Source organism: Pseudomonas syringae, from assembly GCF_002157375.1.
Classification (GTDB): Bacteria; Pseudomonadota; Gammaproteobacteria; order Pseudomonadales; family Pseudomonadaceae; genus Aquipseudomonas; species Aquipseudomonas syringae_T.
Genome location: NZ_MTSA01000007.1, coordinates 79782 through 93745 on the forward strand (window position 1 = coordinate 79782; position 13964 = coordinate 93745).

10 protein-coding genes are annotated in these 13964 nt (G+C 55.1%); all 10 read right to left on the reverse strand.

The window, feature by feature from the left end; genetic code table 11:
* Positions 1-19: 19 nt before the first annotated feature.
* The 10 genes from BW686_RS10460 to pth all read right to left on the reverse strand — a co-directional run bounded on the left by BW686_RS10460 (position 20) and on the right by pth (position 13909).
* Positions 20-4684 (reverse strand): glycosyltransferase, encoded by a 4665-nt coding sequence (locus tag BW686_RS10460; RefSeq protein ID WP_084916233.1) that lies wholly within the window; start codon positions 4682-4684, stop codon positions 20-22.
* Positions 4677-6044, reverse strand: coding sequence for an ABC transporter ATP-binding protein (locus BW686_RS10465; RefSeq protein ID WP_084916235.1), 1368 nt, complete (start codon positions 6042-6044; stop codon positions 4677-4679). Before BW686_RS10465 ends, BW686_RS10460 begins: the two co-directional genes overlap by 8 nt.
* Positions 6034-6861 carry an ABC transporter permease gene (locus BW686_RS10470; protein WP_084916237.1) on the reverse strand — a complete coding sequence of 276 codons (828 nt, stop codon included), beginning with the start codon at positions 6859-6861 and terminating at the stop codon, positions 6034-6036. The genes BW686_RS10465 and BW686_RS10470 overlap by 11 nt, the downstream gene beginning before the upstream one ends.
* Complete coding sequence (gene rfbC / locus BW686_RS10475; RefSeq protein ID WP_084916240.1) at positions 6861-7406, reverse strand: dTDP-4-dehydrorhamnose 3,5-epimerase; 546 nt, start codon at positions 7404-7406, stop codon at positions 6861-6863. Before rfbC ends, BW686_RS10470 begins: the two co-directional genes overlap by 1 nt.
* Positions 7407-8076: 670 nt before the next feature.
* Positions 8077-9006 carry a glycosyltransferase family 2 protein gene (locus BW686_RS10485; RefSeq protein ID WP_084916253.1) on the reverse strand — a complete coding sequence of 310 codons (930 nt, stop codon included), beginning with the start codon at positions 9004-9006 and terminating at the stop codon, positions 8077-8079.
* Positions 9007-9048: 42 nt separating this feature from the next.
* Positions 9049-9939: a glucose-1-phosphate thymidylyltransferase RfbA gene (gene rfbA, locus BW686_RS10490; protein ID WP_084916256.1), complete on the reverse strand. Its 891-nt coding sequence runs from the start codon at positions 9937-9939 to the stop codon at positions 9049-9051.
* The gene (gene rfbD / locus BW686_RS10495; RefSeq protein ID WP_084916258.1) at positions 9936-10841 is read right to left on the reverse strand and encodes a dTDP-4-dehydrorhamnose reductase; all 906 of its coding nucleotides are present in this window, start codon (positions 10839-10841) and stop codon (positions 9936-9938) included. The genes rfbA and rfbD overlap by 4 nt, the downstream gene beginning before the upstream one ends.
* On the reverse strand, positions 10841-11914 hold the full coding sequence (gene rfbB / locus BW686_RS10500) for a dTDP-glucose 4,6-dehydratase (RefSeq protein ID WP_084916260.1): 1074 nt from the start codon (positions 11912-11914) through the stop codon (positions 10841-10843). Before rfbB ends, rfbD begins: the two co-directional genes overlap by 1 nt.
* A 288-nt stretch (positions 11915-12202) precedes the next feature.
* Complete coding sequence (ychF, locus tag BW686_RS10505; protein WP_084916263.1) at positions 12203-13303, reverse strand: redox-regulated ATPase YchF; 1101 nt, start codon at positions 13301-13303, stop codon at positions 12203-12205.
* A 21-nt stretch (positions 13304-13324) separates the two neighbouring features.
* A complete protein-coding gene (pth, locus tag BW686_RS10510) occupies positions 13325-13909 on the reverse strand; it encodes an aminoacyl-tRNA hydrolase (protein ID WP_003317127.1) in 585 nt (194 codons plus the stop codon).
* Positions 13910-13964: the final 55 nt, after the last annotated feature.

The following is a 13964-nucleotide window of genomic DNA, read 5'->3' on the forward strand; positions in this document are numbered from 1 at the left end:
TTGAAGTGTCTATTCATCGCTATGTCTTTGTTCTAGGTGGCCAGGCCATACTAAAATCTTCGTAATCCAGTGTCAGGTTCGGGCTATAGGCGTAATCAGTTTGAATATCAGGCCAGCGCGACTTGATGTATTCGATTTCTTTCGTAAAACGCGCCTGTTTTTGCGGTGTATCTTCCAGTCCGCGTGTCGCCGACTCATGGTGGTACAGCTCTGCAAAAGGTGTCCAGACGTTGACATAGCCTGCCTCTCTGACTTTGAGGCAGAAGTCCACGTCATTGAAGGCAATTTTCAAATGCTCCTCTTCCAACCCGCCAACCTGTTCAAACGTTGATTTTTTGATAATCAGGCAGGCTGCCGTCACGGCTGATAATTCCTGAATCAACTCTGCTCTGCAGAAATAACCAGGTGCGCCTTTGGGAAGGTTTTTATGGGAGTGGCCAGCCACGCCGCCCAGACCGGTGATAACGCCACCGTGCTGCAGTCGATCATCGGGATACCACAAACGCGCGCCTACGGCACCCACGTTAGGCTGCAGCGCTATGGACACCATTTCACTCAGCCAATCAGGCGAGATGACTTCGATGTCATTATTAATAAGCCCGATCAACTCGCCGTTCGCAATACGCACGGCAGCGTTATTGAGCGCCGAGTAATTGAATGGGCCATCATCGCGCATGACGCGAATGTTCTCTTCCTGATCAAGCAGAGCAAAATACTCAAGCGATTCCGGCTCGTCAGAGCCATTGTCTATCAGAATAATTTCGTAATGAGCGTACGTCGTGAGCCGTTTGATACTGTCGATGCACTGTTTGACCAGGACATGGGCATTTCGGGTCGGGATTACCAAGCTTACCAGTGGCGGCGACGCAGGCAGTGAGTAGTGAACACGGTACATACCCAAAGAAGAAAGCTCTGCGATTCCGACTCCGCCTTTGCGCTCCAGATGTTCATCCAGCGCTTTTACGCCAGCCAGCGCAGCATAAGGTTTTTCATCGCCCGCCATCGCCGTGCTGCCAGCGTGTATGCGCCAGTGATAAAGCACACGAGGGATGTGAATAATCTGATTTCGCTCGAGCTTTTCGACGCATCGCAATGCAAGGTCATAATCCTGAGCGCCTTCAAAGCCGATTCGGAATTGCCCTACTTCATTGATCAGGTCCCTGCGATAGGCACCCAGGTGGCAGACCATATTCTGTGAGCGGAACAGAAACTCGTTCCAGTCTGACTTGAAGTGGGGCGAGCTACGCGTGCCATTGGTGCTGATCTTGTCCTCATCGGAGTAGATAAGCCCCGCATCAGGATTTTCACGAATCGTTCGCGCCACCCAGTAAAGCGCATGTCTGGGCAACAAATCATCGTTATCCATCAGCGCGACAAATTCGCCTGTAGCCACGTCGAGCGCTGAGTTGCTGGCCGCTGAGATATGCCCGTTGTGCTCACGGAAGATCACCTTGATCCGCTCATCCAGCGTATTCAAAGACCTCAGGTAATCAATGACGGTTTGATCAGTTGACGCGTCGTCGGCCAGGCAAAGCTCCCACTGTGGGTAGAGCTGCGCGCGAACGCTTTCTACTGCTTCACGCAGCAAATCCAGCGGCGGGTTGTAGACCGGCATGATGATGGAAATGACCGGGCCATTGCCCCAGTCACGGATATCATCGTTAATACGATCAATCTTCTCATCGTCGAGAGTGTCGTACTTCTGCACCCACAGCGCGTAGTCATGCCTGTTTCCATCCAGTGCATGCGCGGCGTTGCCTTTGGCCCATCGAGCTTGAGCGATGACACCAGCAACGCCCCTCACCTGCCATACCCGGTATGCTTTTCCGGCTGTGCTGAAGAGACCGCCTCCGCGGCGAATGATCATAGGCAACGAAGCGACGTTACTTTTTAGCCTGTAGAGCGCCCTGGTCACTTTCCGGAGGGGGGCTGTCACCCACCAGCTATAGGAGGACTGCATCGAGATGATATTCAGATTCAGGTTATGAATATGAGTATCTTTGGCCTCCAGCTCGAGGCGCTGATTTTCCATCAACGTCAGGTTTTTGCTTTCAAGCCCGGTCACTTCACGGCGCTGATTTTGTTTCAGAACGAGCGTTTCGGCCTCAAGGCTGGTCAGTGCCAGATGATGACTTTCTTTCAAGGACAGATTATCGGTTTCAAGACTTCTTAGCGCGGCGCGGTGGGATTCCAAGGCTGCCAGATGCTCACTTTCAGCTTCCATCAACTTAAGCCGATGACGTTCCTGAATGGCGAGGTTCTGAGCTTCAAGCTCCTCCCGCTCTTGCTGGTGGATTTCTTGCATCGCCCGCTTTTCAGCTTCAAGACCCGCCAATACATGGCTGTGGTTTTCCTGAAGCGTCGCGTTTGCAGCTTCGAGTTCCATCAGTGCCAAGTGATGGCTTTCCTGAAGGGAAAGGTTTTCGATTTCTATGTTGGCCAACGCCTGGCGATGATTCTCTTGCTCCGCCAGAGTGGCCGCCTCGATAGCCTCAAGAGCAGAGTGCTCTTTAAGGCTCTGATCTGAGGTCGTTTCAAGTGCCTGTTTGAGTTCTTCTTCTTGTTGAAGAAGTCGTTCAGCGACCTGAGCTTCGGTAAGCAGGGTAAACGAGATCTGGACTTTGAATGATTTACCGGTGATCAGCGTATTGAGGTCCGCAGGTAACATCACGTGCGGATCATCATTGAGTGCCATGAACAATGTGCCGTTGGCATCGCTGGAAAATGCTGTGACCCCTGCGGCTGCCAGTGGAGCATCCGTACTGTCGTGCCACGCCCACAGCTCTGCGTTTGCGCTGTAAACTTTGATGGCTCTTATCGAAAATGATTGCCTGACGTTCGTTGGATCGAAACGTAGCGATGCGCATCGGGCTGACGTTGGGACGTCAAAAATGACTGTCTGAAAACCGTCATGGACACGCTGGTTTTTTGTCCGGTCTTCAGCGAATCCGCCTTCTGCATCGCCAAGATAGAGCGTCGCCAGTTTAGGTGCTTCGTTCAGTACGTGTGAGCCTGTTTTCTGAATCGTTGCGTCGGGCGCCCAGTTCAAAAAGCTGGCGGCTTCACGGCCGGTGACTCTTTCCTGGAACATTGCCTCGAGCACGGCAAAGCGATTCAGCTCTTGATCGGTGACTGTCAAGCCGACGCTGGCCATCAGCTGGATAATGAAATCGCGTCTGCTGATCATGGTAGCGGTGGGATGGAAAGGCACTGCGCTGGCAATCAGCAGCAATAACCCACGCATCAACAAATGACCCAGCTCGACACCTTCGAGCATTTCCCATTCGATGTCGATAAGGTGTGGCCGGCCATCACTGTCCAGGATGATGTTCTGCGCGATTGCGTCAATGTAGTGCCCCGGCAGGCGTGCTTCCACGTGATCAAGCGCAGTGGTATGACCTTCCGACGCGAGAAGTTGTTTCAGGCTGTCCAGGTACAGTGACAGAAACGGCGTGAAGGTTTCGACTTTCCAGTCCTGGGTAGTCGCAGCTTCATGGAACTTCAGGCTGAGCAGCGAGCCTTTGGCATAACCATGAGCGTCTGGAAGAATGAACCTGTGCGCATCGCCCAGGCTTTGCGGAACGGCAGCGTCGCTGAGGCGGTGGTAGCGAACCTCAATGCCCTCGGGCGTTTCGACGAAAACAGATGCCTTGCAATACTCGGCATTGCGCCCTGTGCTGTAGTGATACGCAAGTATATCCGACGGCACCACCTGTTCCGTTTGGCATGAGGCGACCACGAGGAAAGAGTTGGCAAGCTCCATACCCAGGTGGTTATCGATGACGACAGGCCAGGCTCTTTCCAGATTGAATGTGGTGTTCGCAGGCAGCTGTGGATCTTTGCGCGTATTTTGACAGGCCAGAGCAGCGGCATCGAAGTCTTTGGACCTGAAGCCGTTTTCAGTGATGATTGAATTCGGGATCTTGTAATCGGGATAAGGTGACAAAAAGTCTGATGCCATGAAACCTGCACGAGCAATGAGCGCCTGCAGTTCTTTTCGACCGAATGTCTTTGGTTGACGATCGACATAGCGCCCTTCAATGCCATACATCGCCACGCCGACATGATCTTCAGGCGCGCCTGCAAAATATTTGAGGCCCAATTGATTTTCGATGGCGATAAACAAGTGGCCGTCAGGTTTTAACAGTTTGCGGACCCGACTCAGCATGCCGAACGCCGGATCTTGATCGGCACTGAACATGCTGGCGTATTCAAGAACCCCAATCAGCGTCACCACGTCGTACTGTTTGTCGACGTTGAAGTCGTCGAATCGTTCAGCAAGTACGGTGACGTTATCAAGATCTCGGGTTCTGCTCGCGGCGATCGCGGCGCGGCGAGGGCTGCCTTCCAGAGACAGCACGCTGGCTCCAACCTCGCCAAGATAGCGGCTTATCGCACCACACCCTGCACCTATCTCGAGGACTGATTTGCCTTCAAGCAAACCCTCGAACGGACGGAATATATTTCCACGACTGGAGGTCAGGTGGTAGAGCTTGGGCCAATCAGTGCAATATTGCGGAAGCTCGTTGGACAGTACGGATACGTCCTTCGCCTCACGCACGATTCTGGCCAATTCATTTTCAGAATTGTCGCCGTCGCTGTAGGCGATGCCTTGATAATCCGAACGCACCCACACGCCTGTGTCTGCATCAAGGTTATAGCCGTATTTATCAAGTTCAAACATCAACAGGTACCGGTTCAATTTCCATGGAGGCACCCAGGTCTATCAAGCCCAGAAGCTTCGGAGTAGGTTCTACGACGAAATGGATGGAATCATAGCGTCTGTCGTGGGGCACGATGTCTTCGCTTTGCCGGGAGGCAATGCCTATGGAGATGAAGTAATCACCGGTTGCCAGCGCGTTTCTGAATTTGACACGAGCCTTCGCTTGGTTGCCAGCATGGCCTATCAAGCCTGTGCCTTCGCAATCCTGCATGTACGAGTTAGTACCGTACACGGTCACGCCTTCTTTGGTCTTGATCGTAAAGCCAATAATCGGGTTGACCACCGTACGGTTGAACTGCAACGCCAGATCAAGGGCTATTTCCTCACCGGACTCGACACTGTTGGGGAATTCTCGCCCCGAAGCACTCATATGGAAGTCGAGTAATGTTGCTGCGCCGTCCCCCCAGCGGTATTCATGAGGGTTGTAGCCGGGCCTGCTGGCGTACACGTCTTCGTCGAAACGCAACGCAATCTTGTCGGCTTCGGCGGGGGGCGTTTCCACTCGCTCTGCTTCAGCGAGGTCCAGGCTCTTGTCGGTGATAGGGCTCTTGTCGCGTCCGAACAAAAGGTCGGTGTAGCGATTGATGACGGGCCGCGATTCGCCAATCATCTCGATCCTGCTCTTCTCGAGCAAAATCGCGCGACTGCAATGAGTGACGACCTGTTCGCTGGAGTGAGTGACCAGCAGAATGCTTGTGCCGTTTTCCTTTAATTGCCTCAGGCGCTCGAAGCACTTTGCCTGAAACCGTGCATCTCCGACAGAGAGGGCCTCATCCACAACGAGGATTTCTGGATCGACCTGGGCTTGGACTGCAAATGCCAAGCGGACAGCCATGCCGCTCGAGTATGACTTGACCGGCTGATCAAGGAATTCGCCGATGTCGGCAAAGCCGGCGATCGCGTCAAAGCGTTCGTCCACTTCGTCACGCGTCAGGCCCAGCACGGCCGCGTTCAGGTAAACGTTTTCACGACCTGAGAACTCGGGATTGAAGCCAGATCCGAGTTCCAGCAATGCAGCCACTCGTCCACGGGTCTGAATTTCGCCGACGGTAGGGCTCAGCGTGCCGCAGATGATTTGCAGCAAGGTGGACTTGCCGGAGCCGTTGCGGCCGACGATACCGACCGTTTCACCTTTACCGACCTCGAAGTTGATGTCGCGTAACGCCCAGAACTCCTTGCCATAAGTGGTCGTGGTTTCCTGGCCAGACCAGCGCTGTAGCCTAGGGACCAACGCTTGCTTCAAGCGGTCATGGGGCTTGTCGTAGGTGTAAAAACACTTGGAGACGTTTTGTACGCTGATAACCGGTTGATCAGATGACATCAGCGAATCCTTTACGTGTCTTTTGGAAGAACCAGAACCCTGCGGCAGCAATGACTGCGCCAATGGCAATGGCAATGCCCAGGCTGCCCCAATGAGGGAGGTTGCCGAACAGCAGTACGCTCCGGCTCTCTTCGATAATGTAGGTGAGCGGGTTCATTTGTAGCCACGGGCGATAAACTTCGGGAAGCGCCGCCACCGGATAAAGAACCGGCGAGAGAAACAATAGAACTGTCGTCAGTACCGTGATCACGTGGCCGACATCGCGCAAGTACACGCCCAGTGATGCAAGAAACCAGCTGATACCCAGCGTGCCCAGGATGAGCGGCACGAGAATCAGCGGAAACAGCAGCGCTGTCCAGAAAAGTGTGTGTGAGATCAACAGTTGTGCAATAACGAGTACGATCAGGCTGATGCAACTGTGGAAGAGCGCAGACCCCAAGGTGATAACCGGCAGGATCTCCAGCGGGAAAACCACTTTCTTGACGTAATTGCTGTTGCTCATCACCAGAGACGGTGCTCTGTTGGCGCACTCCGCGAACAGACCATGCACGATCATCCCGACGAACAGGAGGATGGCAAATCCACCTTTGCCGGTGTCTACGCCGACCCAGCGTGCGCTGAAAATTTCAGAAAAGACGAAGGTGTAAACTGCCAGCATCAAGACCGGATTGAAGAATGACCAGGCCAGGCCCATTACCGAGCCGCGGTACCGGCCGATGACTTCCCGTTTGGTCATCTGCGAAATCAACGACCGGTTCGTCCACAGGCTGGTGACCAGTCGCACAGGACCTGCCGAAGGGGTTTGATGAGGGTTCATTAAGCGAACACCTCAGCGTCTTCGAGCACGACGGCTTTCTGATCTTTGGCGGACAGGGAAGGTGCTTCGCTGAATGGCCACTCGATACCTACCGTCGCGTCATTCCAGGCAAGGCTGCGCTCATGTTCCGGCGCCCAGTAGTCAGTGGTCTTGTAAAGAAATTCGGCGCTTTCGGACAGCACGACGAAGCCGTGAGCAAAACCTTCCGGGATCCATAGCTGCTTTTTGTTTTCGGCGGTGAGGTGCAGGCCCACCCATTGGCCGAAGGTCTGTGAGCTTTTGCGCAGGTCGACTGCGACGTCAAACACTTCACCCACAGTCACCCGGACCAGCTTGCCCTGCGGCTGCTGAATTTGATAATGCAAACCCCGAAGCACGCCTTTTACCGAGCGAGAGTGGTTGTCCTGAACAAACTTCACAGGCCGGCCAACGACCTCTTCGAATGCCTTCTGGTTAAAGCTTTCAAAGAAAAAACCGCGATCGTCGCCGAAGATTTGAGGCTCGAATACGATGACGTCTGGTATGGCGAGGCGTGTTGCATTCATAGGTAACGTATCTCCGAAATGCTCATCAGGACCTGCTTGTGCGGTCCTGGCTGGGGCAGGCGTATGTTGGAAAACGCCTGTGCCATGGAATTTGAGTGCGCCAGTAAAAGGCGTTTTACGATATCGACGTTCATCCGCGTCGGTTGCGCCATAGACTGTCCACCTGAGCGGAGTGTCTCTGCGCTGGATAAGAGGGTAGGTCTGTCACTGAGGGGCGCGGAGCAGGCATCGTCTATTTGTGATTTTCCGACGTAGGTTCCGACGATGAGTAACACGAGGTCTTCATTGCAGGACGGTTTTACGAAATAAAGCGCATCCGGCATCTGAACTCATTGCCGTAAAGGCGACTGGGGGCCTGTCATCCTTGGGCGGGCAGTATAAGTGACCCTGCCTTTGGACTCTGGTTCCGCTCACCCCGGCTGCCGGCTTTGTGGAGCTTCTGATACCGAAAACAAAGGCCTGCACATTAACATAAGCCGCTGCTGGAGAACATTCAGTGGCCTGTGAAATTAAGCGATTACAGCGCGCCGCCCGATCCCCGGACGTGCGTATGCTCATGCTGCTGCCATCGTCAGGCCAGGAGCGTGAAAGCGAGTCTTTTCAATGGGTTGCGATATCAGTTTTGCGGGCGTCATGAGTCACATGGCTCTGAAGAGACCCCATGCACTGCTTACTGATTATTTCGCTGCTCAGGCTTGTTCAGCATCGCTGCCAGGCAGGCGACAATGAAGAAAATCTTGTCTCGGGGTCTTCTGCGACATTGTCCGGCCTTGAAGGCGAGCCGAAAAAATAACCAGCGTGTACCGTTTGCCTTTCTTGAAAATGGCGTCTCATTACCCCCGATCAGTTGGCTGATCAGCAGCACCTGTCCCGCCCACCAGCCATCGGCAATCTTTTTCAAGCGTGTGATGAGTGATGCGAGTCCGGTATTGGCGCCGACCTGATTATCGGCATGCTGACGATAATCCAGGCTGTAAGCAGGGTCGATAAACCACCGATAGCCGTGACTGCGCGCAAATGCATAGCAATACCAGTCATGCAGGCTGACAGCCTGAGCCTCGTTCCAGTGTGACGTGAGCGATGCCTTGAACGCATCCGCGAGTGGGCGATTTAGTACATAGGTGCAGCCTGGACCGGCGGCTTCAAAAAAATGGTCCCACCGGGTTTGAGGCTGTGCCTTGTCCAGTAATACTCGCCTGCCATCCGGCCAGAAGGCGATGACATTACTGGAATAGGCTTGATGGGTGCCGTACTGCAAAATCGATACGGCGCGCTCCAGCTTGTCGGGGTGCCAGATATCGTCCTGATCGGAGAAGGCTACGTAATCAAACGATGAGAAGTCGACATCTCGAATCAAGCGAAAGAAATTGCGCGATGCTCCGCCAAATCGTCCGGCGGGCGGTAGCAGGATTATGTTTGCGCGGTGCTGTGCATAGTCGGCACACCACGCTTCAGTGCCGTCCGTGGAGGTATCGACACTGATGAACACGCTTACGCAGACATTGGCCTGCTTCAGAATGGAATCAAGTTGCGCCTCTATCCACGCCATACCGTTATAGGCCGCCAGCAGCACGGCTACCTTCGGAAAAACAGATGACATACTGTTCGCAGCCTTGCGGTAGGGGAATAGAGGTTTGCGGCCTTAGAACGAGCCCAGATCAAGCAGCTTCTGCAGGTACTGCCCGTAACCGGTCTTCTTCAGCTTTTGAGCTTGCTCACCCAACTGCGCGGAAGTAATCCAGCCGTTGGTGTAGGCAATTTCTTCCAGGCAGGCCACTTTCCAGCCCTGACGTTGCTCGATGGTATGCACAAAATGGCTCGCCTCCAGCAGCGACTCATGAGTGCCGGTGTCGAGCCAGGCGAACCCGCGCCCCAGAATCTCTACGGTCAGGCTCTTCTGTTCAAGATACGCACGGTTCACATCGGTGATTTCCAGCTCGCCACGCGCCGAAGGCTTTATGTTCTTCGCGATTTCGACAACCTGATTGTCGTAGAAGTACAGACCTGTTACCGCGTAGCTCGACTTTGGCGCTGCAGGCTTTTCTTCGATGCTCAGGGCGCGACCGGTGTCGTCGAACTCGACAACGCCAAAGCGCTCCGGATCGGAAACGTGATAACCGAAAACGGTGGCACCGCTGGTCTGCTGGCTGGCGGAGCGCAGGTTGTCGGAGAAGTGCTGACCATAGAAGATGTTGTCGCCCAGGATCAGGCAGCAAGGATCTTTGCCAATGAACTCTTCGCCAATGATGAAGGCTTGTGCCAGGCCGTCAGGTGTAGGCTGTTCGGCATAGGTAAGCTGAATGCCGTACTGGCTGCCGTCGCCCAGCAGCTTGCGGAAGCTCGGCAAGTCTTCCGGCGTGGAGATGATCAGCACTTCACGCATACCCGCCAGCATCAGCACCGAAAGAGGGTAGAAAATCATCGGCTTGTCGTAGATAGGCAGCATCTGCTTGGACACGCCAAGGGTGAGCGGGTGAAGACGAGTGCCCGAGCCGCCGGCCAGGATGATGCCTTTACGATTAATGGTGGTCATTTATTCAGGGATTCCATGAGCATTCGGGCCACACCACTTTGCCATTCAGGCAGGTGCAGAGAAAAATTGTGGCGCAGCTTGTCTGTGTTCAAACGCGAATTCAGAGGGCGTTGCGCGGGTGTCGGGTATTCAATCGTACCGATTGGGTTGATTGTTTCCACCGCCAGGGGTTCCCCATTGGCGCGGGCAAAATCAATTACGTATTGCGCATAGGCATGCCATGACACTTCACCAGCAGGCGCCAGGTGGTAGATGCCACACAGCTCAGGCCTTGCAAGTGTTTGCTGCAAGGCCGCTGTCGCTATGTCGGCCAGCAGTTCTGCACCGGTCGGTGCGCCTATCTGATCGGCGATCACACTCAGTGTCGGACGATCTTTTGCAAGCCGCAGCATGGTCTTGGCAAAGTTGTTGCCGCGTGCCGCGTATACCCAACTGGTGCGGAATATCAGGTGTTTGCAACCTGAGGCAATAATCAGTTGCTCGCCTTCAAGCTTGGTTGCGCCGTAGTAATTGACCGGCGACACCGCATCGCTTTCTTTCCAGGCGGTGGTTCCCGTGCCGTCGAACACGTAGTCCGTCGAGTAATGAACCAGAAGCGCGTCCAGCGCGTGAGCTTCTTCTGCCAGGACCTGGCTTGCCAGAGCATTGACCGTGTGCGCGAGTTCTTGCTCGGTCTCTGCTTTATCAACGGCGGTATAGGCTGCGGCGTTGACGATGACCTGAGGTTTAACGCTTCGAATCGTGTCCCGCAACCCGTCCAGGTTCGACAGGTCGCCAGAAAGGTCACCGTAGGCCGTCGAAACGCTATGCCGATCAAGAGCGACTACTTCACCCAATACCGCTAACGAGCGCTGCAGCTCCCAACCGACCTGGCCGTTTTTTCCCAGCAGAAGAATTTTCATCATTTATCGGCGCGTGCTGTGTAGTTTTTGTCGATCCATTGCTGGTAGCTACCGCTCTTGACGTGAGCAACCCACTCAGGATTATCGAGGTACCACTGAACGGTCTTGCGAATCCCGGACTCGAAGCTTTCTTCCGGCACCCAGCCCAGCTCACGCTGGATCTTGCTGGCGTCGATAGCGTAGCGCAGGTCATGGCCTGGACGGTCCTGAACGTAAGTGATCAGGCTGGCATGCGGGCGATGAGCCGAATCAGGGCGCAACTGGTCGAGCAGGGCGCAGACAGTGTTGACCACTTCGAGGTTCTGCTTCTCGTTGTGGCCACCAATGTTATAGGTTTCGCCGATCTCGCCTTCCGTCACGACTTTGTACAGTGCGCGGGCATGGTCTTCTACATAGAGCCAGTCACGGACCTGATCGCCTTTCCCGTAAATGGGCAGTGGCTTGCCTTCCAGCGCGTTGAGGATGATCAGCGGGATCAGTTTCTCGGGGAAATGGCACGGGCCGTAATTGTTGGAGCAATTGGTGACCAGGGTAGGCAGGCCGTAGGTACGGCTCCAGGCACGCACCAGGTGGTCGGAACTGGCCTTGCTGGCCGAGTAGGGCGAGCTTGGCTGGTAAGGGGTCGTCTCGGTGAAGAGGTCTTCCGGGCCTTCCAGGTCGCCATACACTTCATCGGTCGAAATGTGATGGAAACGGAAATTGGCTTTACGGGCTTCGTCCAGCTGGCTCCAGTAGCCGCGTGCAGCTTCGAGCAGCGTGTAGGTACCGATGATATTGGTCTGGATGAATTCCGACGGGCCCGTGATGGAGCGATCGACGTGGGATTCAGCTGCCAGGTGCATCACGGCATCAGGCTGATGCTCCTTGAAAACCCGATCCAGGTCTTCGCGGTTGCAGATATCGACGTGCTCAAAGGCGTAGCGCTCGCTTTGATCGGCCGACTGAAGTGACTCGAGATTGCCTGCATAGGTGAGCTTGTCGACGTTGACGACGGAGTCCGTTGTGTTGGCAATGATATGCCGAATGACCGCCGAACCGATAAAGCCAGCACCGCCTGTTACTAAGATCTTCAAAAGAGTATCTACCTAGGGTTGTGACAAGGCTCTGCCCGGTCCGTGGAAACAATCGCTGATCGGTCGCCGTTTTCGAGACATCTGCCTGTATTAAACATGAGTGTTTAAAATGACGTGGATGAGCGACGATTAAAGAACGATATTTTACATAGAAAAATAGACATCCCCAGCAAATAATTTAAGAGGGGCTGTATTGGGTTGGCAGGGTTCATCCGGCCCATGCGTGAAAACGCAAAAGCCCCAGCTAATGGGGCTTCTGCACAGGGATGTATGTAAACCGCCTGTTGCTTACACGTTGAACCGGAAATGCATCACATCACCGTCCTTGACGATGTATTCCTTGCCTTCCAGGCGCCATTTGCCCGCTTCCTTGGCACCGGCTTCGCCTTTGTACTGGATGAAGTCGTCGTAGGCCACGACTTCGGCGCGGATGAAGCCTTTTTCGAAGTCGGTGTGGATAACGCCTGCGGCCTGGGGGGCGGTGGCGCCGACGCGAACGGTCCAGGCGCGGACTTCTTCAACGCCTGCGGTGAAGTAGGTCTGCAGGTGAAGCATTTCGTAGCCGGCGCGGATCACGCGGTTCAGGCCGGGTTCTTCGAGGCCCAGGGCTTCGAGGAACATGTCTTTCTCTTCGCCGTCATCCAGTTCGGCGATTTCCGCTTCGATCTTGTTGCAGACCGGCACCAGCATCGCGCCTTCTTCTTCGGCGATGGCGCGGACCACGTCCAGCAGCGGGTTGTTCTCGAAGCCGTCTTCGGCGACGTTGGCGATGTACATGACCGGCTTGGTGGTCAGCAGGTGGAAGCCGCGAATGACGACTTTTTCGTCAGCGCTCATGCTCTTCATCAGGCTGCGAGCCGGCTTGCCTTCGCTGAAGTGTGCAATCAGTTGCTCGAGCAGGCCTTTCTGGACCACTGCATCCTTATCGCCGCCTTTGGCGTTGCGTGCGACTTTTTGCAGCTGCTTTTCGCAACTGTCGAGGTCGGCGAAGATCAGTTCCAGGTCGATGATCTCGATGTCACGCTTGGGGTCGACGCTGTTGGAGACGTGAATCACGTTCTCGTCTTCAAAGCAGCGCACCACGTGAGCAATGGCGTCGGTCTCGCGGATGTTGGCGAGAAACTTGTTGCCCAGGCCTTCACCTTTGGAGGCGCCTGCCACAAGGCCGGCGATGTCGACGAATTCCATCGTGGTCGGCAGGATGCGTTTCGGGTTGACGATGGCCGCCAGCGCCGCCAGGCGCGGATCGGGCATAGGCACGATGCCGCTGTTCGGTTCGATGGTGCAGAAGGGGAAGTTCTCGGCCGCGATACCTGATTTGGTCAGCGCGTTGAACAGGGTGGACTTGCCGACGTTAGGCAGGCCGACGATGCCGCAATTGAATCCCATGGTGTTTCCCCTCGAGTGATGTCAGGCCTTCTGGCTGTGCAGGTTTTTCATCGCCCGGTTCCATTCACCGGCGAAGATATCCGGCAGCACGCCGAGGGCAAAGTCGATACTGGCGTCCAGTTTTTCCTGTTCGGCGCGTGGCGCTCGTCCCAGGACAAAACCGGACACCTTGCTGGCATCGCCCGGGTGGCCGATGCCAAGCCGCAAGCGATGAAATGTGTTCTGGTTGCCGAGCTGCGCGATGATGTCGCGCAGGCCGTTATGACCGCCGTGGCCGCCGCCCACTTTGAGTTTGGCAACGCCCGGAGGCAGGTCAAGTTCGTCATGCGCCACCAGTATCGACTCGACCGGAATACGGTAGAAACCGGCAAGTGCCGCGACAGCCTGGCCGCTGCGGTTCATGTAGGTGGTGGGAATCAGCAGACGAACATCCTGACCCTGATGCGTAAAGCGTCCGGTCAGGCCAAAGAATTTGCGCTCGGGAACGAGATTGACTCGCTGCGCCGCAGCAATACGCTCAACAAAAAAAGCCCCTGCGTTATGCCGGGTCTGTTCGTATTCAGCGCCTGGATTTCCCAGGCCCACGATCAGTTGTATGGCGGTCACGACAGGGGCTCTTCCTTTGGAGTTGAGGGTTAAACCGCTGGCGACAGCGGCAATA

Bases quoted from the DNA above. Each gene is read 5' to 3' on its own strand.
- BW686_RS10460 (WP_084916233.1), bottom strand. From the start codon at position 4,684: ATGTTTGAACTTGATAAATACGGCTATAACCTTGATGCAGACACAGGC.
- BW686_RS10465 (WP_084916235.1), bottom strand. From the start codon at position 6,044: ATGTCATCTGATCAACCGGTTATCAGCGTACAAAACGTCTCCAAGTGT.
- BW686_RS10470 (WP_084916237.1), bottom strand. From the start codon at position 6,861: ATGAACCCTCATCAAACCCCTTCGGCAGGTCCTGTGCGACTGGTCACC.
- rfbC (WP_084916240.1), bottom strand. From the start codon at position 7,406: ATGAATGCAACACGCCTCGCCATACCAGACGTCATCGTATTCGAGCCT.
- BW686_RS10485 (WP_084916253.1), bottom strand. From the start codon at position 9,006: ATGTCATCTGTTTTTCCGAAGGTAGCCGTGCTGCTGGCGGCCTATAAC.
- rfbA (WP_084916256.1), bottom strand. From the start codon at position 9,939: ATGACCACCATTAATCGTAAAGGCATCATCCTGGCCGGCGGCTCGGGC.
- rfbD (WP_084916258.1), bottom strand. From the start codon at position 10,841: ATGAAAATTCTTCTGCTGGGAAAAAACGGCCAGGTCGGTTGGGAGCTG.
- ychF (WP_084916263.1), bottom strand. From the start codon at position 13,303: ATGGGATTCAATTGCGGCATCGTCGGCCTGCCTAACGTCGGCAAGTCC.